The sequence below is a fragment of the Myxococcus sp. RHSTA-1-4 genome (assembly GCF_020037125.1).
Taxonomy (GTDB): Bacteria; Myxococcota; Myxococcia; order Myxococcales; family Myxococcaceae; genus Myxococcus.
Map to the genome: position 1 here is coordinate 223,378 of NZ_JAIQDG010000008.1, position 23,668 is coordinate 247,045.

Consider the following 23,668-nt stretch of genomic DNA (forward strand, 5'->3'; position numbering starts at 1 on the left):
CCGGCTCAGCGCACGGAGTTCTCGTGGTGGCCGTGGCCCGGCCCGCCGAAGGTGCCCGGCCAGGGCTCGCGCGCGGGCAGCAGCCCCGGCATGGGGAAGCGCATGAAGCGCGCCTGGCTGTAGGCGAACGGCGGGTCGCACTCGCCGCAGGTGGTGGCGCCGTCCATCATCAGCATCGCTCCCGGCGCCAGCTCCATGAGCTGCGTCACGGTGCGCGGCGAATAGGCGAGCGGACACTGGAAGGCCTCGCTCCCGTCCCTCGCGCGCACGGCCACCAGCAGCTGCGTGTTGTCACTGCCCACCGCGGTGGTGAGCGCCACCGTCTCCCCCGGCAGCCCCGGGCCCGCCGGCCACGTGGCCAGCCGCAGCTCCTTGGTGGTGAGGCTCTGCCCTTCCCTCAGCGAGTACGTCCACACCGGGCCCAGCGCCGGCAGGCCGAAGCCCTTGAGCTGCGTGGCGGCGGGGGTGGCGCCCCCACCGCCCGGGTTCACCGTGGTGCCCGGCGCGCTGGGCACCGCCACTTCCCGGGTGGCCACCACGCGGCCGAACGCCTGGGGGATGGAGGCCGTGGGCGAGCCGTCGCCCGTGCTCAGTGCCTGGGTGCCGTACTCGGGCAACAGCAGCCCGTTCGCCACCGCCAGCTCACCGGCGCGGAAGTCCTGCGTCTGCTTCCAGCGCGGCACCCCGTCCGAGGAGAAGGCCATCAGCAGCGTGGGCGAGCCCGGCACCAGGGGCGCCCCCACGTTCGTCGTCCGCGCGAAGGAGATGTACAGGTCGCCCCTCGTGTCCGAGGCGAGGCCGAAGGGGTGCGGGTGGTTGCACTCGGACAGCAGCGGGTCCGTCAGCTCCTGCGTGGACACCATGCGGCCGAAGGCGTCCAGCACCACCAGGAAGTACATGCGGCAGAGCGTGTCGCGGTTCTGCCCGGCCGGGTACGCCTCGAAGAGGGCCGCCAGCCGGTCCGGCGCCATCACCGCCAGCCGCGCCAGGAAGAGCGTCAGCGTCTTCTGCGCGAAGTCCGGCCGCGCCTCGGCCAGGGTGAAGGTCCACCGCGGCACGCCCGTGGAGCGCTCCAGCAGCGACACCGTGCCGTCCTCCGGCAGGTCCATGCACAGCAGCCGGTCGTTCCACAGCATGCAGCGCCGGCCCGGCTCGCGGGAGCGCACCGGCGCCTGGCCCGCCGCGTCCAGCAGGGGGAAGCCGTAGAAGCCGGACAGCGTCACGTCGCCCTCGGGCCCCACCAGCATGTCGTGCAGCGTCTGTCCCTCGAAGCTCGCGTCGTACGTCCAGTCCGTCGCCAGGGGGGCGGCCGCGGGGCGCTCGCAGACGCTCCCCCGGCACCTGCCCTCTCCCTGGCAGGGGCTGGCCGGCGCGCAGATGAAGTTGTCCGGCGGGTTCTGCCGCACGCACCGGCCCTCGACGCAGAGGTCCGCCACGTCACACCCGCGCTCCGCTCCGCAGAAGGTGCCGTCCGGCGCGGGGGCCAGGCCGCAGCCCTTCTGGGGGTCGCACGTGCCCACCTGGCACCTGCCGTCTCCCGGGCATGGCGGCGCCGGTACCGCCTGGCACCCGTCCAGCGCGTGGCACACGTCCGTGGTGCACGCGTTGCCGTCGTCGCACGTGCGCTCGCGTCCCTTGCACCGGCCGGCCTGGCAGGTGGCGTCGGTGAGGCACGCGTTGCCCGGGTCGCACGGGGTGCCGTCCGGCAGCACCGTCTCCACGCACTGCTCCGTCACCACGTCGAAGGTGGCCGTGCTGCACGTCACCGGCGTGAAGCAGTCCGGAAGGGGCCTTGCCTCGCCCGCCAGCACCAGCTCCACCCGGCCGCCATCCGAGGACGTGCCGGTGACGGTGACTTCGTATGTGCCCACCGCGGAGGGCGCGAAGCGCAGGCGCACCGGCACCTCGCCCGCCTGCACCCGCACCGGCAGCACGTCCACCAGCGCGAAGGGTGCCGTCACCTCCGTCCAGGTGACGTCCAGCGGCGCGCGGCCGCCGTTCACCACCCGCACCTCCGCCTCGCGCGTGGTGCCGGGGTACGCGGCCGGGAAGTCCAGACGCGGCTGGGACAGCCGCAGCCGGCCCACCGCCGGCTTCAGGGGTGGCTTGTCACGGCAGGCCGTGCCCACTCCCAGCACCAGTGCCAGCAGGATGACCGCTCGCCCCACCCCTGCTCTCGTCGCGCGCGCCATGGGTGCCTCCCGGAGACGTCGCTATAGCCCTCGGGCGGGCCGGATGCGAGGGGGGCTCCCCGCGGGCGGCACCGCTGGCCGACAGCCAGCCTCCCGTGACGGCGTGGCCCCCATGCGCCGCTTTCGGCTGCTGAACGCTCGACCCTGTAGACTTGGCGGTGCCTCCCACCTGGAGCCGTCTCCATGTCCGCCCCCCGCTCCGCCCTCGCGCTCGTCCTGGCCGTGCTCGCCCTGGTGGGCACGCCCGCCGCCGCGGACGACGTCCCCCGAACCATGGCCTTCCAGGGCCGCCTGGTGCGCGCGGACGGCACGCCGGAGAGCACGCCGCAGGACCTCTCCTTCACCCTCTACGCCTCGGCCACGGGCGGCAGTCCCCTCTGGCAGGAGTACCACCCCGCCGTCACCGTGACGAACGGCTACTACGCGGTGGTGCTCGGCACCACGAACCCCCTGCGGTACGAGCTGGCGCAGGGGAGCCAGCTCTACCTGGGCGTCGCGCTCACCGGCCAGTCCGAGCTCACCCCGCGCCTGCAGATGGCCTCCGTGCCCTACGCCCTGCACGCCCAGGACAGCCAGTTCCTGGAGGGCCGTGCCGCCGTCACCTTCGCCAACGCCAACCACGGCCACGCCACGGCCACCTCCACCACCGACGGCTTCATGTCCGCCGCGGACAAGGCGAAGCTGGACACACCGGCGACGGCATACAGCGACGGACTCACCGCCTCCGGCACGCCCCTCACCGTGCGCGTCAGCTTTCCCACCTCCGGCGGCACCAACGGCACGTCGCGCAACGCGGCCCGGGCCGACCACTCGCACGCCACGGCCACCACGTCGGCCGCCGGCTTCATGTCCGCCGCGGACAAGGCGAAGCTGGACGCGCCGGCCACCACCTTCGGGGACGGGTTGTCCGTCACCGCCGGTACCCCGCCCACCGTGAGCGTCAACTTCACCACCTCGGGCGGAAACAACGGCGCGCTGCGCACGGTGGCGCGCGGGGACCACTCGCACCCGAAGCCGGCCCTGGCGTGCACCCACCGGAGCGCCACCGGCAACGACGCCGGGGACAGCCGCCTCTCCGTCGCGTGGTGCGCCACCGGCGAGGTGCTCACCGGAGGAGGCTGCAGCGGCCTGGACGGCAGCCCCGGGCTCGCCTTCATGCCCACCGGACTCACCGTCGAGAGTGGCGCCACCGCCACCGGAGGCCCGGGCTACCGGTGCCGGAACGGCGACTCGGGCACCACGGCTCCCACCGCGTACGCCATCTGCTGCCGCATCCCCTGACTGGGGACTTCCAACAATTCAGGATGGCGCCTGGAAGCGTCGGTGATTTTTTCAGGCGGATCCGCTCGAACTCCCGCAACCACGCGGAATGGCAGGGAACCGGCGGGGTATGTTTCTGGCAATCGGCTGGAGCATGACCTCCGCCGAAACCGCCGGTATCGCGCAGTCGTCGCAGGCCTTCACCGTGCTCATTCCACGTGGACTCCAGGCCACGGTGGATGGATTGTCGCCGGACGCCCGGCAGGAGCTGCTCGCCGAGCTGTTCCGCATGGCGGCGCTGGCTCACCAGGAGCGCGGCCAGCTCCCTTCCGCGGCTCCCTACACGCTGCGGCTGGAGCTGGCGGGCTGCCAGGTGAGCGTGGAGCTGGACCCCTCGCGCTCGCGCCTCACGCTCGCCGGGCTGCGGCGGGCCCGGGTCCTGGCTTGAGCCCGGTCCGTTCTCGACGGGTCGAGCCGAGATGTCACGCCGTGCGGGCTACGAAGAATCCTGGGACCTGACCTATCTGGTGGAGCAGCTCCGTGAGCTGATCGGCCGCGACCTGCGGCTGCAGCCGGAGCTGACCTCGGAGCTGGAGGACATCCTCGACAGCCTGGTGCTCCGCAACCAGCGGCTGCGCGGCTTGCAGCGCATGGTCCACGCGGAGCGCGAGCCGGATGACCTCGCCGTCCTGCGCAACGCGCTGGAGAACATGGACCGCGAGCTGCTGGAGCGGCTGCCGGTGCTGCTGGAGCGGCTGCGCGCGGCCATCACCTGAGCGGGCTGCCCGCGCGACACGCCGGACGGCCTGGAGCGCGAGCCGCTCAGGGAAGGCCCGGGTAGAGCGTGTGCGTCGGCCCCTTCATCGGTCCGCCGCCGAGGCCCGCGCCCACGCTGCCCGCGCCGGAGGGCAGCACGGCGGCGCCGGGTGCCACGCCCCGGGCCTCTCCACGCACGGGGCCCTCGCAGCGTCCCGAGCGGCAGCCTTCGAGGCCCTGGCACGGCCGCTCCACACCACACGTCACCTCCTGGCACGCGCCCGCGCGGCACACCTGGCCGGAGGGACACGCGGGGACGGACGCGCACGCGTCCTCGTTGGAGAGGCACGTGCCGGCGCGGCAGGTCTCACCCGCTCCGCAGTCCGCCGCGGTGGTACAGGCCCGCGCCGCGCACATGCCGTCGCGGCACACCTGCTGTGACGGGCAGCGCACCGCCGCGCAGCCGGAGGCCGGCACGCAGCGGCCGTCCTCGCCACAGCGCTCATCCGGCTCGCAGTCGAAGCCGCCGGTGCAGGAGACACTCCGGCACACGCCACCCGGCCGGCACACCGTGGACTGCGGGCACCGCACGCCCATGCATGTGTCATACACGCATGCCGAGCTCACGCAGCGCTCCGTGGGGAAACACGACACGCCGGCCCCGCAGCCCACGCGGCCACACGTGCCCTGACGGCATCGCTCACCCGGCTGGCACGTCACGCCCAGGCACGCGAGCTCCACGCAGGCGTCCTGCTCGCAGACCTGTCCCGCGCCACAGGCCACGCCCGGGCAGGTGGTGGCGAGACACCGGCCCTCCACGCACGTCTGGCCTCCAGGGCATGCCACGCTCGCGCACAGGTCCGGCGCCACCAGCGGCGGTGTCTCCTCGCAGGCGGCCGCGAGGAGCAGCACGCCCAGCAGCGCGGCGAGGAAGGGCAGCCGTGAAACACATATAAAGGAAGGGGCCCGCGGGGACGTGCCGCTCACCCGTGCGCTCTCGCCGTCCATGCCCGTGCGCCTCCTGTCCTGGCTCCCCACGCCGGCACCCACGCTCATGGCAGCCGCTCCGTGCGGTCCGCCGGAGGCAGCGCCAGCGGCTCCGGCTGGCTCAGCACCAGCCCCAGCACCACGCCCGCCGCGGCCAGGCCCACTCCGCCCACCACGAAGGGCCACGGAGAGCGGCGTCCCTCCTCCCCGGAGGACTCCTCCACCACGGCGGGACGGGCCGCCTCGCGAGCCGAGGCCACCGCCGGTGGTGGCGGCTCCCTGGCATCGAAGCGCAGCGGCGCGCGCATGCTGCCCTGCTGGAAGAGGACGGCGCCACCGGCATCACGCGCCACCGCATACGCCTCCACCGCGCGCTCCGGAGCCGCCTTCACCGCCACCGGCCCGGGAGGCACCCCCACCGCCGCGGTGAAGCCGGCCGCGCCCGGCTGCCGCACCGCGACCAGCAGCTCCACCGCCACCGGCCGGGGCTGCTCCAGCGTGGCCACCACCCGCCCGTCCTCCGCGCGACTCACCGTCAGCACGGCACGCTGGCCCTGGAGCGCCTTGCGCGCCGCCTCGAACGGGGCGCGAATCTTCGGCCCCAGCGAGGACGGCACCCGCGCGTCCGGGTCCAGCACCAGCAGCACCTCGAAGGCCGCCTGGGCCGCCTGGGGCTGCCCCATGAAGGCCTGGGACAGCGCCAGCCCCTCCCATGCCCGAAGCCGCTCCTCGCGCGTCCCAGGGGCAGCCAGGGCCTCCTGGAAGGCCGCCGCCGCGGCGTCGAACTCCAGCGCGTCGAAGGCCTGCTCGGCGCGAGTCAGCGGCGGCTCCGCGCCCCAGGCGGAAGCCGCGCACAGCCAGGACAGGAAGAAGAGGGCGCGCACCGGCTCGGAACTCTACAGCCCTGTTACGCCGTCTCCACAGCGTTGCCGTCCCCAGCGGGTGCCGGCTTCTTCTATAGGTACATAGAGGTGTTGATCTAACGGTGGTAGAAGCAGGGAGCGCGGAGTTGGGGACAAGTCAGCAAGCCCGCGGGATGACTCGGGAATTCGCTACCTGCTACATGTGGGTAAATTGGAGGTTTCCCCCGGGCTCCCACAGGTGTTGATCCACGGCCCGGTTTCTCCACAACCCCACCCCCGCTGTCCACAGCCCATCCACAGGTTTCGGGTGAATGCGGGGGCCACGGGGGGTGAAGGCGGATACTCACGGGACGTCCGCCCCGCACAAGCCTGTTATCGTCCGTGCCGGCGACGGTCCCCCGGAGCGGGGCGCGGGCGGAGGATTTCCCCATCGACTTCTATCGGGGCGAGCGCATCGGGAAGTACGAGGTCGTCACCCAGCTCTCCGTGGGTGGCATGGCCGAATTGTTCCTCGGCTTCACCTCGGGGCCGGGAGGCTTCCGAAAGTACGTCGTCATCAAGCGCATCCTCCCGGACGTGCGCGACAACGCGCAGTTCGAGCGCATGTTCCTGGACGAGGCGCGCATCACCGCGGCCTTCAACCACCCCAACATCGCCCAGGTGTTCGACCTGGGGCAGGAGGACGACGGCCTCTACCTGGCCATGGAGTTCATCGCCGGGCAGAACCTGAATCAAATCACGAGCGCCTGCCTGCGCCGCAAGCAGCAGATTCCCATCGGCTTCACGCTGTCGGTGGCGCGCGACATCTGCATGGCGCTGCACTACGCGCACACCTTCACGTCGCCCTCGGGCGAGCCCAGCCCCGTCATCCACCGGGACGTCGCGCAGAAGAACGTCATGGTGACGTACGACGGCGTGGTGAAGCTGCTGGACTTCGGCATCGCCAAGGCGAAGGGCAGCCTGGAGCGCACCAGCGCGGGCACGGTGAAGGGCACCACCGGGTACATGTCCCCCGAGCAGGTGCGCGGCGAGAAGCTGGACGGCCGCAGTGACTTGTTCTCGGTGGGGGTGATGATGCACGAGCTCATCACCGGGGCGCGCCTGTTCGCGGGCAAGAACGAGCGCGACGAGATGGTGAAGATTCTGGAGGCGCCCATCCCCTGGCCGTCGCACGTGTCGCCGCACGTGCCGGAGGACGTGTCCAAGGTGGTGATGCAGGCGCTGGAGCGCAGCCGGGAGAAGCGCTTCGCCAGCGGCCGGGACATGGCGCGAGCCATCGAAGCGGCGGCGAGCCGGCTGCTGATGGACGCGGACCACCGGACCCAGCTCATGAAGGAGCTGTTCGCCGAGCGCATGGCGGCCACCCGCGCGCTGCTGGAGAGCGCGGAGGGCACCGCGAACAGCTCCATGGTGGACAAGGCGAAGAAGGCGCTGCGCGGCGATGAGGGGCCGTACCTCCCCGAGCGGGTGGACGACTCCACGCCGCAGGGCGGAGTGGCGGCGGTGCCGCGCAAGCCGTCGCGCCGGACGCCGGCGGCGGGGAAGCGGCCCGGGGTGGCGGACACGGCGGAGACGGACAGCGCGCCTTCCAGGCTGTCCAACGCGCTGTGGGGGCTGCTGCTGCTGTCCATCCTGGTGGGCGGAGGCTACGCGGCGTGGCGCCTGGCCGTGGTGCTGAACGCGACGGTGGAGCCCGTGCCGGAGGAGGACCCGGGCAAGCTGCGGGCCATGACGGGCCCTCGGCTCCCCGAGTTCCGCGAGCCGGGGACGCCGGTGCCGGATGCGGGCACCGCGGACGTGGAGGCGGGCACGGCGGTGCCGGATGCGAGCACGGCGGTCGTCCGGGCGAAGGCGGAGACGCCCCAGTCCACGCGGGAGAGCAGGAACCGGGTGGGGACGAAGAGGGAGCGGGCCTCCGAGCCTTCGGCGCGAGGCGAGGGGAAGCTCACCATCGTGGTGAAGGCGGAGAACGCGGACGTGTACGAGGGCGACAACAAGCTGGGACGGACGCCCCTGGTCAACAAGGTGATGCCCGCCGGCACGCACACGCTGTACATCGTGGGCTCGGACGGAAAGAGGCGGCCGCTGAAGGATGTACGAATCCGTGCGGGCCAGACGACCCGGTTCGTTCTGGAGGCGCTTCCCTGAGCGCATCCCGTCGCGCTCCGTTATCCTCGCGGCCCCAACCTTTCCCCCGGATTGCATGGCCGCGCTCACCATTGGCTTCCTGATGGACCCGCTCGAGATGGTGCGGGTGAACCACGACTCCACGTTCGAGCTGATGCGGGAGGCCCAGCGGCGTGGCCACCGGGTGCGCTACTTCGAGCAGGGCTGGCTGCGCTTCAACGGTACCCAGACGGAGGCGCGCATGCGCCACGTCACCGTGCGTCCCGAGCAGGGGCGGCACTTCGACATCCTCGACGAGGGCGTGCACCCCCTGTCCTCGCTGGACGTGCTCTTCATGCGCAAGGACCCGCCGGTGGACGTGGACTTCCTCCATGCCACGCAGCTGGTGGAGCTGTGCGGTGACAGGCCGCCCGCGTTCATCAACGACCCCGCGGGCATCCGCGGCGCCAACGAGAAGCTCTTCGCGCTGCGCTACCCGGACCTGATGCCGGACACGCGCATCTCCCGCGATGTGCCGATGCTGATGGACTACATCGCCCACAACCCCCGGGGCACCATCCTCAAGCCCGTGGATGGCTTTGGCGGGAGGGGCGTGCTCTTCGCGACGCCCACGGACCGGAACACGCGCTCGGCGGTGGAGCTGCTCACGCGGGAAGGCCGCGAGGCCATCATCGCGCAGGCGTACGTCCCTGAGAGCCGCCTGGGGGACAAGCGCATCATCCTCGTGGATGGCGAGCCGATGGGCGCGGTGCTCCGCGTGCCGCCCGAGGACGACCACCGGGGCAACATGGCCGCGGGAGGGGCACCCCAGAAGGCCGTGCTCACGCCGCGCGACCGGGAAATCTGCGAGCGGCTGAAGCCCGAGCTGCTCCGGCGCGGGCTGCTGCTGGTGGGCATCGACGTGCTCGGGGACTACCTCACCGAGGTGAACGTCACGAGCCCCACGGGCATCTACGAAGCCAACCAGCTGGACGGCGTGTGCATCGAGGCGAAGGTGCTGGACCTGGCGGAGCGGCTGGCGGCCGAGCGCAACGCCCGGTAGGCGCGAGGGGCTTCACGGCGCCGCGGCCGGGAGGGAGAGTCCCGGCCTCCCCTGTGAGCCCCGGAGCCCGCCATGGCCTCGAACGAGTACCCCTTCGTCCCCCTGCGGTGGACCCGCATGTCCCCCGCCGAGTCGCTGGAGCGCGCGAAGACGTTCCGCGAGTCCATGGCGTCGCGGCGCTCGGTGCGTGACTTCTCTCCGGAGCCCATTCCGGACGGGGTGCTGGAGGACGCGATTGCCTGCGCGGCGGGCGCGCCGAGCGGGGCCAACCAGCAGCCGTGGACCTTCGTCGTGGTGACGGACCCGGCGCTGAAGGCGAAGCTGCGCGAGGCGGCCGAGGCCGAGGAGCGCGAGTCCTATGCGCGCCGCATGAGCGAGGAGTGGCTGGAGGCGCTCGCGCCCCTGGGCACGGACTGGCACAAGCCGCACTTCACGGACGCGCCGGCCATCATCGTCGTCTTCGAGCAGGTATACGGCGTGAAGCCGCTGCCGGAAGGCGGCGTGAAGAAGGTGAAGCACTACTACGTGCAGGAGTCGGTGGGCATCGCGGTGGGGTTCCTCATCGCGGCGCTGACGCAGGCGGGGCTGGCGACGCTGACGCACACGCCCTCGCCCATGGGCTTTTTGCGCGAGGTGCTGGGCCGTCCGGAGAACGAGCGCGCCTTCGCCGTGCTGCCGGTGGGCTACCCCGCCCCGGGCGCCCGGGTGCCGGACATCGGCAAGAAGCCCCTGCACGAAGTGCTGGTCCGGCGCTAGCTGAATCGTGGTTCAACTTTCATCCATTCCATCGACGCGGTGCGCCATGGGTCCACAGGGCCTCAGTGGATTGAATGGTGGTTCATGTTTCATGCGGTTGGCGACGCATCGCGCCTTGAATGGGTGAGAGGCGCGGGAGTCTGGTGTTGCACCGTGGCCGCCGTTTTCCCCCCCAGGCGGCCAGGGAGGCACCATGTACACGCAGCATCCCCGCCGTTCGTGGTTGTGGTCGCGGTTCTCCGGAGCGAGCCTCACGGCGCTCCTGCTCGCAGGCGTCACGGGATGTGACCCGAGCGAGGAGGGCCCCGAGCTAGAGCCCGCGCCGGAAGTCAGCGAGGTGGAGAGCGCCCTCACGCAGGTGACGGGCTTCGGCAGCAATCCTGGCAACCTGCTGATGTACCGCCATGTCCCGTCGGGGATGCCGGCCAATGCGCCGCTCGTGGTGGTGCTGCACGGCTGCATGCAGACGGCGGCGGCCATGGAGGGAAGCGGCTGGACGGCGGCGGCCAACCTCTACAAGTTCTACGCCCTCTATCCGCAGCAGCAGAGCTCCAACAACGGCGCGACCTGCTTCAACTGGTTCGAGCCCGGTGACTCCACCCGGGGACAGGGCGAGGCGCTCTCCATCAAGCAGATGGTGGACTCGATGAAGGCGACGTACTCCATCGACCCGTCGCGGGTGTACGTCGCGGGCTTCTCGGCGGGTGGGTACATGGTGCCGGCGCTGCTCGCGGCGTACCCGGAGGTCTTCTCCGCGGGCTCCATCAACTCGGGAGGCCCGTACGGGTGCGCCGCCAACTCGACCGCCGGCTTCAGTTGCATGAGCCCGGGCGTGGACAAGACTCCGGCCGCCTGGGGTGATGCCGTGCGCTCCGCCTGGTCCAGCGCGGGCTACTCGGGCCCGCGCCCGCCCGTCTCCATCTGGCACGGCACCAGTGACTACACGGTGAAGCCGATGAACATGACCGAGGCGATGGAGCAGTGGACCAACGTCCATGGCATCGACCAGACGGCGGACACCACGGAGACGGTGGGCGGCTTCCCGCACAAGGTGTACCGCGACAGCGCGGGCACGGCGCTCGTGGAGACGTGGGAAATCACCAACATGGGCCATGCCGTGGGCATCGACCCGCAGTACAGCTTCCCGGGTAGCACCACCGCGTGCGGCGCCACCGGCTCGTACCTCAGCGATGTGAATCTCTGCGCCGTCTACTACCAGGCACAGTTCTTCGGGCTCACGGGCCCCGTCACGCCGGGTGACACCACGCCGCCCACGGTGAACGTGACGGCTCCGGCCAACGGCGCCACGGTGAGCGGCACCGCCACCGTCACCGCGAGCGCCTCGGACGACGTGGGCGTCGCGCGGGTGGAGTTCCTGGTGGACGGCAGCGTCGTGTCCACGGACACGGCGGCGCCGTACGAGTTCGCGTGGAACAGCACCACGGTCTCGAATGGCTCGCACACGCTGGGGGCCCGCGCGTACGACGCGGCGGGGAACAAGGCAACGGACAGCGACACCACGGTGACTGTGAGCAACAGCGGCACGCCGGCGCCCGTGACGGCCAGCTTCACCAGCGTGACGGCGGATGACGGCTACATCAAGGCGAACGCGGACGGCAGCTCGGCGGCGGTGGGCACGCTCACGGGCCTGGCGCTCGGGCGTGGGACGGACGCGAAGTACAACCGCTCGTTCCTGTCCTTCGACACGTCCAGCATCCCGGACACCGCGACCATCACCCGGGCGTACCTCACGGTGAGCTACTCGTCGGGCTCGGGTGACCCGTGGGCGAGCCCCGCGGGCAATACGCTGGTCATCGACGTGAAGAACGGCACGTTCAACGCGGCCTCCACCGAGACGGCGGACTTCAGCGCCGCCGCCACCGCGAGCGCCGTGGCGGACATCGCGAAGTTCACCACGGGCACGAAGGCCTCGGCGGACTTCAGCGGCGCCGGGCTGTCCGCCATCAACCTGACGGGCAAGACGCAGCTCCGGCTGCGCTTCGCCAGCAACCAGACGGCCACCGCGTACGTCTTCATCAGGGACGGGGCCAGCGCCACGCTGACGGTGGTGTACACGCCGTGACGTGAGTGAGGGGACGGCGGTTCGGCCCGCCGTCCCTTTCCGGCACTCAAGGCCTGGAGTCGTACTCGAAGCCCTCGTAGTCGAACGCCCGCTCGATGGCGTTCAGGTCGGCCTCCGTGCCGCCGCAGGCCTTCACGGTCTCACGCCAGCGGGCGGATACGGTGGCCTTCATCTTGTCGATGATGTGGGTGGCGTCTTCCCTCGACAGGCGGAAGCGGCCGCACTCGCTCAAGAGGTTCCGGCGGTTGGCGCGACGCTGCTGCACGCTGCCCACTTCCATCGCGAGGTCTCGCTCGGTGCTGACCTGCGGCATCGGCGTGAGGTCGTAGGCGGGCGAGAGGTTCCATTCCGTCCCCGCGGCGATGAGCGCATGGTTCCGGGGATGGTCGTCGATGTTCGAGATGAGCGCGTTGAACACCATGCGTGAGAACAGCTCGCGCAGGTCCGCATCCGGATTCGCCACCCAGCGCTTCAGCTCATCCGCCAGCAGCACGTAGGACCACTTCGAGCGGTCTTGCGGATGCTCGTCGGCGCGGAGCACCGTCAGCGCGCTGACCATGCGTTGTCGCAGGTAGCCTTCGTCGGCGCGTCTCCGGTCGAACCGCCGCACCAGGAGGACGCTCCGGCCCGCGACGGAGACGACCTTGCCGTAGGCGGACCGCAGCCCACACTCCCGGGCGAGCCTCAACATGCCGCCCTCGACGGCCGCGTTGTTCCAGCGGTCACCGCGGGACGGAAACTTGGCGACCCACAGGTCCTCCCCGTCCTCGATGACGTTCTTGGGCCGGGCGCCTCCCATGGAGGTGCCCGGGTTGACCGGCTCGCTCACCGCGTCCGCGAACGGTGGCAGGCCCTGCTCGATTCGGCCGGCGGCCTCCAGCAGGAGGTCCAGGTGGGGCAGCGTGTTGTACGGAGGGATGGGCGCGGGCGGCGTGGGGCTCTCGCCGAAGGACAGCGCTCCTGCCCGGTCTTCGGGTGAGTTCAGGAGGTAGTCGACTTCGGTGGGGTCCACACGTCCCAGCTGACGCTCGATGATTCGACGTCCCCATGCATCCGGTGAGGAATCCCGCAGCGCGCCACAGATGCCGCCGAGCCGGGTCGTCTCGACGATGCCCGGGCGCAGGGGCAGCTCGAACTTCTCCAGCTCGACGGCGCGGGGATTGGCCAGGTAGCTCTTCCCGTAGACGAAGCGCCCCACGCCACCCTGCTGCACGATGCGCCCGCAGGTGACGACCTCCATGGACCTGGGGAGCTGGATGTAGACGTAGCAACCGGCGCTGTCAGAAGTCGGCATCGAGGTCCGCCTTGGAGTGCACGCGCTTGGGGTAGCGCGCCCGCTCCAGTGTCTTGCCCTCCTCGTCCCGGTCCGGTGAGGCGAGGTTGTCGAACTCGCGTTCGAGCCCCAGCGCCCAGAGGACCGTGAAGTAGGCGCTGAGCGCGGTGGTGGGGCTTCCCTCCTCGATGCGCTTGAGCGTGCCAAGGGCCAGGCCCGTCTTCTTCGCCAGGTCCACCTGCCTCAGGCCGCGGCGGATCCGCGCCTGCGCGATGTTCTGGCCCAGGCGAGCGACGGCGCGCACCACGGCGGCCGGGGTGGTCTCAGGCGTGAGGTTCTGGCGCGGCATCGTTCAATCTATTGGCTCTAGAGGCTTCCAAGTAGCAGTCTATTTCATCATGTAGCACTGTCCATCCATCTATTGGTGCATGACGTGGATAAGAGCCAATAGATTGAAATATTCCTTCAGCCCGTCGGAGGGCTCTCGCGGAAGATGAACGCGGGCCGATACGCATGTCTGAACCCACCCCTCCCGGGCCTGGCCCGGACGAGACGCTCGACTCCATCGGCACGGCGGGAGTCCGGGTGCTCCAGCGACGGAGCGGCTATCGCTTCACGCTGGACGCGGTGCTGCTCGCCCACTTCGCGGCGACGGAGGGCACGAGCACACGGGGGCTGATGCTGGAGCTGGGCGCGGGCAGTGGTGTGGTGTCCTTCCTGCTCGTGAAGCAGTTCGGCCTGGGTCCGGTGGATGCGCTGGAACTGCAGCCCGCCGTGTACGCGCGGCTGGAGCGCGCCGTGGCGCTCAACGCATGCGAAGGCCGCGTGAAGACACTGCTGGGAGACCTGCGGCGCATCCGTGAGGTGGTGCCCGGAGGCCAGTACGCGCACGTGGTGTCCAACCCACCGTTCCGCGTGGCGAGCGCGGGGGTGCGCAGTCCGGACGACGAGCGCGCCGTGTCCAAGTCGGAGGTGGCGTGCGACGCGAAGGACGTGGTGGCGGCGGCGCGCTACGCGCTGATGCCTGGGGGCCTCGTGAGCCTCGTGTACCCGGCCGCGCGGGTGGCGGAGGTGATGGGACTGCTCACCCAGGCGAAGCTGTACCCCTCGGTGCTGCGCTTCGTGCACTCACGCGTGGATGCTCCGGCCACGCGCTTCCTGGTGCATGCGGTGAGAGACCGGGACCGTGGGCTCGCCGTGCGTGCGCCGCTCATCGTCCACGGCGAGGGTCCGGGTGGCTACTCCGCGGAGGTGGCCGCGCTGATGGATGCGCCAGTCGCCGAGAGGCTCCCTCCGGGAGAAGAGTGAGCTACGGAGCGCTCCCCAGTGCCTTCGTATTCGTCACCTGAATCCCACCGCCCTCCGACACGGTGACGAACATCTCGCTGCGCGCGGGTACCTCCAGCGTGGCCCGCCGCCGGGTCTTCCCAATCGTGAAGACGACCTCCAGGTCATGCGCTCCGGGCTTCACGTCGGTGAGGACCACGCTCGTCGTGTTGCTCGCGCCCCGGCGCGTTCCGTCGAGAGACACCGTGCACGGCTTCTGGCAGCGCACGTTGAGGTGTGACTCCACCTTCCTGCCCGCCTCCGCCCGGGCCTTCTCCGCGGCGCTCACGCTCCTGTGGTTCGTGAGCTTTACGTTCCCCTTCGAGTCACCGTAGAGGGTGGCCTCCGTGCCCGCGGGTATCTCCACGTAGCCGAGGAAGAGCCGCTGGTTGAGGAGCCCGCCGTGGGCCTCCACGCGCCGCCTTCCGGGCTCCACGTCCTTGAACTCCCACGTCCGGTCGTCCCGGCGCAGGCCCCGGCGGCCGTCGAGCAGCACGGTGCAGTCCTCCGGGCAGCGCACGATGGCCACGCTCTTCTCCCCCGCCCCGGTCTCCGTCCGCGACTTCGCGCCCTCCCCTTCCGCCCACTCCGGCGTGCCGGGAGGAGGCGTGCTCCTCCGCTCCACCACGATGCGCTTGTTGCCGCCGAGGAAGACGCTCGCCTCGGCCACATCGGGGATGTCGGCGAAGCCAGCGACGAACGGGCGGCCCAGCACGCCCGTGGCCTCCACCCGCCGCGAGCCCGGGGCGATGCCCTTGAACTCCCAGGTGGAGTCCGTCACCCGCAGTCCCCGCTTTCCATCGAGCACCACCGTGCACTTCTCCGTGCAGCGCACGCGCACGGTGACGCCGTCCTCCGCCACGGCCGGAGAGGACAGCAACAACACCAGGGATGGCAGGAGCCCGCGCGGGAACATGGCGGCACCGAGTCTCGCGCCACGCTGGCACCCAGGTCGAGCCACCCGGTGCACCCGGCCCGGAACGGCCCCGGGCCTCGGGCCGGAGGAGGGACGACGCGCCGCCGGCACGCCTGCCGGCCGAGTAGGGGCGGCATGACTCAAGGTGCCATGAGGAGGAGCCGGCCCCAACGTACCCAGGTTTCCGATGGGCCTCAGGGCCCCCATGCAGGAGGAGAGGGAATGAACGTGGCGATGCTGACCGAGCAACCGAGCATCCTCAAGGCGGCGGCCCTGGTGCCTCCGCGTCTGGCACTCGGGTCGTCGATGGTGGTGCACGGCGTGAGCAAGCTGCGCAAGGAGGGCGCGGAGCAGGCCGCGGGCTTCTTCGAGCAGATTGGCCTCAAGCCGGCCAGGCCGCTGGTGCTGGCCACGGGGCTGACGGAGCTGCTCGCGGGTGTGAGCTCCATCCTGGGCTTCGCCACCCGGCCCGCGGCGCTGGGCGTGCTCATCACCCAGGCCTTCGCCATCGCCAAGGTTCACGCTTCCAAGGGCTTCGACAGCTCGAAGGGTGGTTTCGAGTTCAACCTCGCGCTGGCGTCCATCGCCCTCGGGCTGCTGCTGCGCGGGCCCGGGCAGATTTCCGTCCACAGCGCCCTGGAGCGCAAGGCGAAGCGCAAGGAGCTGAGGCGCCTCCGGCTGCTGCCTCGTCAGCGCCGCCGCTCCGTGTTGCTGGACCTGCTGGGCTGACGCTTCACGCGCGCTCGCTGCACGCTGCCACACACCCCGTCACCCTGGCCGAGGGTGTGTGTGTCGCCTGCCCGGCTCCTGGTGGGGCGAGCGCATGCCAATCGCCCCCGGACGCCCGCGAGGCCCGTAATATGCGCGGGCCATGCCTTCGTCCGTCTTCCTCATGCTGGCGCTCGCCACCACGCCGGGTGCTCCCCCGGCGCGTGAGCCCGCCCACGACTTCTCCACAACCCAGGCCCGCTCCGCCGAGCTGCTCTCCACGGCAGGCACCGCGTCCGTGAAGGCCGCGGTCGGCGGTGACGCGCGCTCACGGCCCGCCGAGCTGCTGTCCACCGCGGGCACCGCGTCCGTGCGAGCCGTGGTCCGGGAGGAGGATGCCGGCTCCAGGCCCACGGCCGCCGACGCCACCGTCGCGGGCAATGGGTCCGTGAAGGCCGTGGCCGAGGACCTCGCGCGGGCCCGCATCGCCAGTGCCGCGGTGCTCGCGGGCGATGGGTCCGTGAAGGCCGCGGTCCGGGAGGATGCGCGCACCGGGCCCACCATCGTCCCTGTCGCCGCGCCGGAGTCCCCTTCGTCCGGGGCCTCCGGTGGAATGAACGTTCCTTCCACGTCCGCCGCCGCCGAGCCGGGGTCCCCCTCGTCCGGGGCCGCCCCTGGAACGAACGTTCCTTCCATCTCCGACCTCGGCCAGGCCGCTGCGCAGGCGGGTGCCGGGGCCCTGCGCGCCGCCGCCATGGCCCTGCGCTCGGACTCCACCGCTCCCGCCGTGGCCGACGCGGACGCGAGCTACACCCGTGGCCTCGAGGCCCTCAAGGCGAAGGACACCCGCACCGCCATCACCGAGCTGTCGGCCTGTGTGGAGGCCGCCCCGTCGCGCGTGGACTGCCGCTGGGAGCTGGGCTGGGCGTATCAGGTGGAGGGCCGCTGGACGGACGCCCTCACCCAGTGGACCGAGGTGAAGAAGCTCGCACCGGACCACCCGGACCTGGAGACGGCGCTGGCCCAGGCCCGTGGCCAGGCCTCCCTCCAGGAGAAGCTCGCGCGCGGGCCCCAGGCCAGCAACCGCCCTCCCCCGCCTCCGGGTGCGAAGGTGCGCATCCGCGCGGTGGGTGACGTCATGCTCGGCACCACCGTGCCGGAGGGGCACCTGCCCCCGGACGGCGCCGCAAGCGTCATCGCCGGCGTGCGCCCGCTGCTGGAGGACGCGGACCTCACCTTCGTCAACCTCGAGGGTCCGCTGTGCGACGGCGGCAAGACGACCAAGTGCCGCTCGAAGGGGAACTGCTACGCGTTCCGCTCGCCCACGTCGTACGGGCAGGTGCTCAAGGACGCCGGTGTGGACGTGGCGTCCACGGCGAACAACCACTCGGGCGACTTCGGCGAGGTGTGCCGCCGCGAGACGGAGGCCACGCTCGACGCGCTGGGCATCCCCTGGAGCGGCCCTCCTGGCTCCATCGCCACCGTGGAGCGCAACGGCCTGCGCATCGGCGTGGTGGCCTTCCACACGTCGCCCTCGTGCAACCACCTCAACAACCTGGCCACGGCCACGGCATTGGTGGGCGCGGCGGCGGCGGAGCATGACCTCGTCGTCGTCTCCTTCCACGGCGGCGCCGAGGGCAGCAAGGCGCTCCACGTTCCGCAAGGACGCGAGATGTTCTTCGGCGAGGACCGCGGAGATTTGCGCACCTTCGCCCGCGCGGTGGTGGACGCGGGCGCGCACCTGGTGCTCGGCCACGGCCCGCACGTGGCGCGAGGCATGGAGTTCTACAAGGGCCGGCTCATCGCCTACTCCATGGGCAACTTCGCCACCTACGGCCGCTTCACCCTCACGGGTGCGCAGGGGCTGGGCATGGTGCTGGAGGTGGAACTCGACGGTGAGGGCCGCTTCAACTCGGGCCGCATCCTCCCCACGAGGCAAATCGAGAAGGGCATCGCCGTGCCGGACCCGAGCGGCGCCGTCATCAAGCTCGTGCGCGGACTCACCGCCGAGGACTTCCCCGACACGGGCGCGCGCATCTCCGAGGACGGCACCGTGAAGCCCGCGGGCCAGGGCCCCGTCTCCGCCGTCACCGGCGGCGCGCGGTAGTACCCAATCAGGTGCTCTCCTCCGCCTCGCGGGCGTAGCGGGCCACGATGCGAATCATGTCCTTCACGCGTGGCTCCCTGGCTTGAACGTAGATGAGCTCTCTCGAGCGGTTTCCGAGCTGACGGAAGGCCGCGTAGAAGAGGGTGTGGACGAAAGAATGGGTGATGAGGCGGACCTCTGAAAGCTTGATGCACACGGGTCGTCCCGCCGTGACTTCAGGCAGGAGCAGTTCGTCCCGGATACGGCGGGCCTGGGACTTGTCCTCCACGAGCCCCGCGGCCGCGGGTGTTATCTCCACCTGCCGTGCATCGGGTGGAGGTGGTGTCCACTGCACGGGCTGAGACTTGCGGTTATCGAGGTCCGCCGCGAGCAACGCCTCGGTCTGGGCCCAGACCTTCTGCGCCTGCGAGGGCCGGAAGGAGACCGCAACGAGGGTGCCCCGCCACGGTGTGGCGAGTTGCGCGACCTCCTCTTCCTCGGGCCGGGTACTTCGGACCTGCCCGGAACCGGAGAGAAGGACGAACTGACCGCCGGTGTTTATCGCCGCGCTTCGCACATAGAACAGGCCAATGCCCGCATTGTCCTGAGTGGCCGACGCCCCACTGACACGCCACTGGATGGCGGCGTTGAGTGCCTGGGTGTCCGTCAGGTCCATTCCGTGCTTGCGCCGTATGTCGCTCGGCACGCCATTCCCCGTATCCACCACCGCGAGGCTGACCCGATCCGATTGTGGGAAGTAGCTGCAGCAGACAAAGGCGCCTGACTCGCTGTTCGAGTGCTCGTGGACGTTGTTGAGGATCTCCCCCACGCACTTCAGGACGACCGCTCGTTGATTATCGTCCTGCAGGCGCAGGATGGGGGTCAGGCGTCTGAACAGCTCGGGGCGTTCTTCCTGGCTCGTGATGCGGGTGGGAGGCAGGTAGTCCTCCTGCGGAATACCGGCCGAGGGCCGCCCCGCCAGAGCGGACAGCAGGCCGGTGCGCCACAGATAGGGAGATTTGAGGGAGTCATCGATGTGCAGCGTGACTCCCCGACTCCGTAGATGGGTTGACCATGCCGCGAGGCAGGCGAGTGCGGCGGGCTCTGCATGGGTGACAGGACGCTCGGACCTGATGCGGAGGTGCGAATGGGACTCCTCCCACCTCCAGGTACCACCAATGGGTCCCTCGCCTGCCAGGCTGAGAAGGAGCGACTCAGGAATGACAATGTCGGCGGCGGTAGACATGGGCGGATATTGACACGCCGGACCAACGTGATTACGAACACCTTGGCTTCAGATGCACCCATCGTAAGCACTGGGGCCACCAATCTGGCGAACCGCGCTCCACGGGAGCAAAACCGTTCTCCAGAATGATGCCGCTACGAAGGCATCCAGCTTATTCCGGGGCGAGCAGGTAACTGCTCGCCCCTTTATTTTGGGCAGAGCCATGCAATGGAACGAGGACCGCGTCCGGAAGTTGCTCCAGCGTGCCGAGCCGTACTTGCGCTCCTCTCGGGAGGGTGTCCTGGGAGCGAGGCTCGGCTTGATGTTGCGGCAGCTCGATGGCGAGTTCCATTCGCGTGTGTTGGGGGATGCCTCGCTGAGGTTGCTGCTGGCCCGGTTTCCCGACCTCGGGCATGTGGCTGGAGACACTGTCAGCAAGGACTTCCGCTTCTTCTTCAATGGAGCCGCTCCGCTTCTTCCCGGCGGAGAAGGCACCCGGACTCCCTCGGCCGAAGCCAACGCACGCATGGGACCGGCCGAGGCTGACCCTGTCTTCTGGGGTGCGTTGACGCACGGAAGCTCCACGGAAGCGGTGTACGTCGACCTGCACACCCAGCATGTGGTCAGCGCCGCGCTCTCACCCGAGGGTCAACCCGGCGCTCCCGTCTCTGAAGAACCCGAGAGATACCTCCGGGTCGCGGTGATACCCGAGGAGCACGTGCGAGATGAGGCACATGCGCTTGTCGAGAAGGCGGGTTCGGAGGAGACGCGGGAATCCCTCAGCCGTGCCCTGGCGAGGGGGGTCGACTCCTTCGAAAGCGCCATCAAGGGCAGCTCCTTGGAGGAGCAGTGGCGTCAAGCCTTCCACCGCTGTGTCGTGGCGCATGCGCACTCATGGCTCGCCGCGCACGGTCTACAGCCGGGCCGCTTCTTCCGGGTGAAGGCCAGCGCCCCCGTGCGTAAGCCTCCTCAGCAGAACATGATGCGGCAGCCGCGCACGGCCCTGCTTACGGGAAGCCAGTTGCGACGGCTCATCCTCGAAGCCGTGCGGCGGATGCCCGAGGAGGACCTGCTCAACCTGCAGATTCCATTGAAGTACCTGGTCGACACCCAGGCCGCTGTGGAGCCCTCTCCGAAGCTTGGAGGTGAGACGCTCCCCCAGTAAGCACTTCGGAACCTTCCCGACCTCCGCGCACCCGCGACCACGGGTGCGCCGTCCGTCCGCACGCGTTTTCCACGTGAGACGCGAGAGCCGTGGCGCGAAGTCGCGAGCGCCGTGTCACATCCGCGTCTCCTGGGACGTCCGTGCGCTGTCACCCATCGCACGGTGAAGCCCGGCTGCTGGCCCTGCCGCCCATCGCGTCATTGCGGCTCAAAGCATGACGCGAGCAGCGAGAGCGCGGAGCCCGGCCGTGCGCTACAAGGACGTCTGCCGTGCGCGCACTTCGACTGCCACGCCTCTCCTCGCTCCGCGCCTTCGACCATCCTGGCTACTTCGCTGTGTGGCTGGGAGCCCTGGTCTCCACCATTGGCACGTGGATGGAGACGGTGGCCATGGGCGTGTACGTCACGCAGGAGACGGGCCGCGCCGAGTGGACGGGTGGCATCGTCGCGCTCACCTATCTGCCATCCGTGGTGCTGTCGCCGCTGGGCGGGGCGCTGGCGGACCGGTTCGACCGGCGCGCGTACGTGGCGCTGGGCACGGTGGTGCAGTTGCTGCTCGCGGGCGTGCTGACGGTGCTGGCCTTCACGCACCAGCTCAGCGTGCCCGTGGTGGGCGTCGTCTCGTTCCTCAACGGCTGCGCGAGCACGCTCATCAACCCGGCCTTCTCCGCGATGCTCGCGGAGCTGGTGCCTCCGCGGGATTTGCACAGCGCCATGAGCCTCAACTCGGCGCAGTACAACCTGGGGCGCATCGCGGGCCCGGCGCTGGCCGCGGTGGTGCTGGGAGTGGGTGGGCCGTCCTGGGCGCTGCTCGTCAACACGCTGTCCTTCGTCGCGGTGCTGGTGGCGCTGTCGCGGGTGCAGATGCCTCCGCGCGAGACGGCGAAGGGCTCGCGGGGACTGTGGAAGGAGATTGCCCACGGCTTCTCGGTGGCGCGTGGGGACGCGGACATCTCGTTGATGCTGTGGAGCACGCTGCTCGTGGCGGCGCTGGTGGCGCCCTTCATCGGCCTGGTGCCGGTGTTCGCCATCCGCGAGTTCGGCCAGGGCGCCGCCGCGACGTCGCTGCTCGTCACCTGCCAGGGCGCGGGCGCGGTGACGGCGGCGCTGGTGGTGGGCACGCTCGTGGACTCGCTGGGGCAGCGGCGGCTGCTGGGCTACCTGTCGCTCTCCATCGGCGCGGTGTCGGCGCTCTACTGGCTGTCCCCGACGCTGCCGGTGGCGGCGGTGGGCATGTTCGTGCTCGGCGCCAACTACATGATGCTGATGAGCGGCACGCACACGTACTGCCAGTCGCGCGTGCCGCGTGAGCTGCAGGCGCGGGTGAGCAGCCTCTACAGCATGGTGCTCGGCGGCGGTTACGCGGCCGGCGTGTGGGGCCTGGGCGCGCTGGCGGACCGCGTGGGCCTGCGCTTCGTCACCGTGAGCGCCAGCGTCCTGTTCCTCGCGCTGGTGCTGACGCTGCGCCTGCTGCGGCCGAGCCGGTTCGAGGGCACGGAAGCGTTGTAGTCATCGGATGTCCGGGGTGGGGACCCTCATGAGGTCCCACCGCGGCGAGTGGACTCCCAGGACACAGCGCACCGGCGGTGTTGCCTGACAGGCAACACGCCGGCGCGAGCGTGGAGCCCTGCTCCCTCGGGAAAGGCCGGGCCGGCGGCCCGGGCCGCCGTGGGCCCGGTCCTTGCTCAGGGCCGGGCTCGCGGCTCGCGGCCCTGTTCCTGCCCGCGCCCCCCGGTGACCATGGAAGCCACATCTTCGCGTCCTCGTTCTCGACCTCCTGCTCTCCGGTGGTGGCTCGCCGCCGGCCTGCTCCCCATCGCCCTGGGTGGCTTCGCGGCCCTCTCCGCCTCGGGTGAACGGATGGACCTGCCGGAGGAGGAAGAGGTCGCCTTCGTCAACGACAAGCCCGTCTCGCTGGAGCGGTTCAACCGGCTCCTCGCCTTCACCGCCGCGCGGGTGACGACGGCGGACGGCCGCATCCCGGACGCGGATGCGCTCCTGCTCAAGAACGCCATCGTCGAGAAGCTCATCGACGAGGCCGTCACGGACGCCGCCGCGAAGGAGCAGGGCCTCGAGGTGGAAGAGAAGGAAATCGACGCGGCCTATGAGGCCTTCGCCCAGTCCTTCCCCACGAGCGAGGCCTTCAAGCAGTACCTGGAGCGCACCCCGGACGGCAGCACGGCCATCCGCGGTGACATCCGCCAGCGCCTGCTGCGCGAGCGGCTGGCGAAGCAGGACGCGGCCGGGACGGTCTCCTACGACGAGGTGAAGCGCTACTACGAGAGCCACCCCGGTGCGTTCCACCAGCCCCAGCGGGTGAGCGCGAGCGAGGTGCTCGTGCTCCACGCCGACGACGCCTACGCCCGGGCCAAGGAGCTGCGGGAGAAGGTGCTCCAGGGCTCCATCGCCTTCGCGGACGCCGCCCGAAAGTTCTCGGAAGGCCCCACCCGCGACCTGGGCGGCGCCCGGGTGGACCTGACCGAGGCCACGCTGGAGGCCCACGTCTGGAAGGCGCTCGTGGAGCTCGAGCCCGGTCAGCTCACCGAGGTCCTCGAGACGAAGGAGGGCTACAGCTTCCTGCTCGTGCATGAGGTCCTGCCCGAGCTGGACCTGAAGTTCGAGGAGGTCCAGCCCGAAATCCAGGCCCGGCTGGAGCGGCTGTACGCGGATGCCCGGCTTCAGGGCCTGCTCCCGGAGCTGCGCTCCAAGGCCTTCATCAAGAACCTCTTCGCCGAGCGCTACGCGGACCTGCTCAAGGACCTGCTGAAGCCCGGCACTGCCTCCGAGCACGCCTCGTTCAGCCTCCCGTCCACCTCGTCCGCGCCGGAGCCCGTCCCGGCCGGCCCCGAGGCCACCGCCACCTCCCAGCAGAGCCGTCCGCGCCCATGAGTCCCGCATCCACCT

The 23,668-nt window shown here is 70.6% G+C and carries 20 protein-coding genes; 13 read left to right on the top strand and 7 right to left on the bottom strand.

The features are described 5' to 3' along the window. Positions 1-5: 5 nt before the first annotated feature. On the bottom strand, positions 6-2,192 hold the full coding sequence (locus K8638_RS14140) for a tenascin-X (protein ID WP_223755035.1): 2,187 nt from the start codon (positions 2,190-2,192) through the stop codon (positions 6-8). Positions 2,193-2,375: 183 nt separating this feature from the next. Between K8638_RS14140 and K8638_RS14145 the strand changes: the two genes are divergently transcribed. From K8638_RS14145 to K8638_RS14155, 3 genes are all read left to right on the top strand, one after another. Continuing rightward, positions 2,376-3,473, top strand: coding sequence for a hypothetical protein (locus K8638_RS14145; protein WP_223755036.1), 1,098 nt, complete (start codon positions 2,376-2,378; stop codon positions 3,471-3,473). A gap of 133 nt (positions 3,474-3,606) precedes the next feature. After that, positions 3,607-3,900: a hypothetical protein gene (locus K8638_RS14150; RefSeq protein WP_223755037.1), complete on the top strand. Its 294-nt coding sequence runs from the start codon at positions 3,607-3,609 to the stop codon at positions 3,898-3,900. Between the two features lie 31 nt (positions 3,901-3,931). Beyond that, positions 3,932-4,228, top strand: coding sequence for a hypothetical protein (locus K8638_RS14155; protein WP_223755038.1), 297 nt, complete (start codon positions 3,932-3,934; stop codon positions 4,226-4,228). 46 nt (positions 4,229-4,274) lie between these two features. Here the strand turns inward: K8638_RS14155 and K8638_RS14160 are convergent, their stop codons facing one another. Then, positions 4,275-5,264: a hypothetical protein gene (locus K8638_RS14160; protein WP_223755039.1), complete on the bottom strand. Its 990-nt coding sequence runs from the start codon at positions 5,262-5,264 to the stop codon at positions 4,275-4,277. Beyond that, on the bottom strand, positions 5,261-6,079 hold the full coding sequence (locus tag K8638_RS14165; RefSeq protein ID WP_223755040.1) for a hypothetical protein: 819 nt from the start codon (positions 6,077-6,079) through the stop codon (positions 5,261-5,263). Before K8638_RS14165 ends, K8638_RS14160 begins: the two co-directional genes overlap by 4 nt. A gap of 474 nt (positions 6,080-6,553) precedes the next feature. On the opposite strand from K8638_RS14165, the gene K8638_RS14170 reads away from it, so the two are divergent. The 4 genes from K8638_RS14170 (at position 6,554) to K8638_RS14185 (ending at position 12,066) form a co-directional block, all read left to right on the top strand. Beyond that, positions 6,554-8,206, top strand: coding sequence for a serine/threonine-protein kinase (locus K8638_RS14170; protein ID WP_225937275.1), 1,653 nt, complete (start codon positions 6,554-6,556; stop codon positions 8,204-8,206). Between the two features lie 55 nt (positions 8,207-8,261). Beyond that, positions 8,262-9,227, top strand: a complete 966-nt coding sequence (gene gshB / locus K8638_RS14175) for a glutathione synthase (RefSeq protein WP_223755042.1) — start codon at positions 8,262-8,264, stop codon at positions 9,225-9,227. A 72-nt stretch (positions 9,228-9,299) separates the two neighbouring features. Further along, complete coding sequence (locus tag K8638_RS14180) at positions 9,300-9,983, top strand: nitroreductase family protein (RefSeq protein WP_223755043.1); 684 nt, start codon at positions 9,300-9,302, stop codon at positions 9,981-9,983. Between the two features lie 193 nt (positions 9,984-10,176). Next, entirely contained in the window at positions 10,177-12,066 is a 1,890-nt protein-coding gene (locus K8638_RS14185) for a PHB depolymerase family esterase (protein WP_223755044.1), read from the top strand. Positions 12,067-12,112: 46 nt separating this feature from the next. Here the strand turns inward: K8638_RS14185 and K8638_RS14190 are convergent, their stop codons facing one another. Together K8638_RS14190 and K8638_RS14195 are read right to left on the bottom strand one after the other, a co-directional pair. Further along, entirely contained in the window at positions 12,113-13,360 is a 1,248-nt protein-coding gene (locus K8638_RS14190) for a type II toxin-antitoxin system HipA family toxin (protein WP_223755045.1), read from the bottom strand. Continuing rightward, on the bottom strand, positions 13,347-13,688 hold the full coding sequence (locus K8638_RS14195) for a helix-turn-helix domain-containing protein (protein WP_223755046.1): 342 nt from the start codon (positions 13,686-13,688) through the stop codon (positions 13,347-13,349). Before K8638_RS14195 ends, K8638_RS14190 begins: the two co-directional genes overlap by 14 nt. A gap of 164 nt (positions 13,689-13,852) precedes the next feature. Between K8638_RS14195 and K8638_RS14200 the strand changes: the two genes are divergently transcribed. After that, positions 13,853-14,647: a tRNA1(Val) (adenine(37)-N6)-methyltransferase gene (locus tag K8638_RS14200; protein WP_223755047.1), complete on the top strand. Its 795-nt coding sequence runs from the start codon at positions 13,853-13,855 to the stop codon at positions 14,645-14,647. A 1-nt stretch (position 14,648) separates the two neighbouring features. Here the strand turns inward: K8638_RS14200 and K8638_RS14205 are convergent, their stop codons facing one another. Further along, positions 14,649-15,581 carry a hypothetical protein gene (locus tag K8638_RS14205; RefSeq protein WP_223755048.1) on the bottom strand — a complete coding sequence of 311 codons (933 nt, stop codon included), beginning with the start codon at positions 15,579-15,581 and terminating at the stop codon, positions 14,649-14,651. Between the two features lie 222 nt (positions 15,582-15,803). Between K8638_RS14205 and K8638_RS14210 the strand changes: the two genes are divergently transcribed. After that, positions 15,804-16,310, top strand: coding sequence for a DoxX family protein (locus K8638_RS14210; RefSeq protein WP_223755049.1), 507 nt, complete (start codon positions 15,804-15,806; stop codon positions 16,308-16,310). A gap of 142 nt (positions 16,311-16,452) precedes the next feature. Continuing rightward, positions 16,453-18,396, top strand: a complete 1,944-nt coding sequence (locus tag K8638_RS14215; RefSeq protein ID WP_223755050.1) for a CapA family protein — start codon at positions 16,453-16,455, stop codon at positions 18,394-18,396. Positions 18,397-18,403: 7 nt separating this feature from the next. On the opposite strand, the gene K8638_RS14220 is transcribed toward K8638_RS14215, so the two are convergent. Then, positions 18,404-19,621 (bottom strand): DUF4325 domain-containing protein, encoded by a 1,218-nt coding sequence (locus tag K8638_RS14220; RefSeq protein WP_223755051.1) that lies wholly within the window; start codon positions 19,619-19,621, stop codon positions 18,404-18,406. Positions 19,622-19,922: 301 nt separating this feature from the next. Between K8638_RS14220 and K8638_RS14225 the strand changes: the two genes are divergently transcribed. The 3 genes from K8638_RS14225 (at position 19,923) to K8638_RS14235 (ending at position 23,653) form a co-directional block, all read left to right on the top strand. Then, positions 19,923-20,765, top strand: coding sequence for a hypothetical protein (locus K8638_RS14225; RefSeq protein ID WP_223755052.1), 843 nt, complete (start codon positions 19,923-19,925; stop codon positions 20,763-20,765). A 269-nt stretch (positions 20,766-21,034) separates the two neighbouring features. After that, entirely contained in the window at positions 21,035-22,273 is a 1,239-nt protein-coding gene (locus K8638_RS14230) for an MFS transporter (RefSeq protein ID WP_223755053.1), read from the top strand. A gap of 231 nt (positions 22,274-22,504) precedes the next feature. Further along, complete coding sequence (locus K8638_RS14235; RefSeq protein ID WP_223755054.1) at positions 22,505-23,653, top strand: peptidyl-prolyl cis-trans isomerase; 1,149 nt, start codon at positions 22,505-22,507, stop codon at positions 23,651-23,653. The last annotated feature ends 15 nt before the right edge of the window (positions 23,654-23,668 follow it).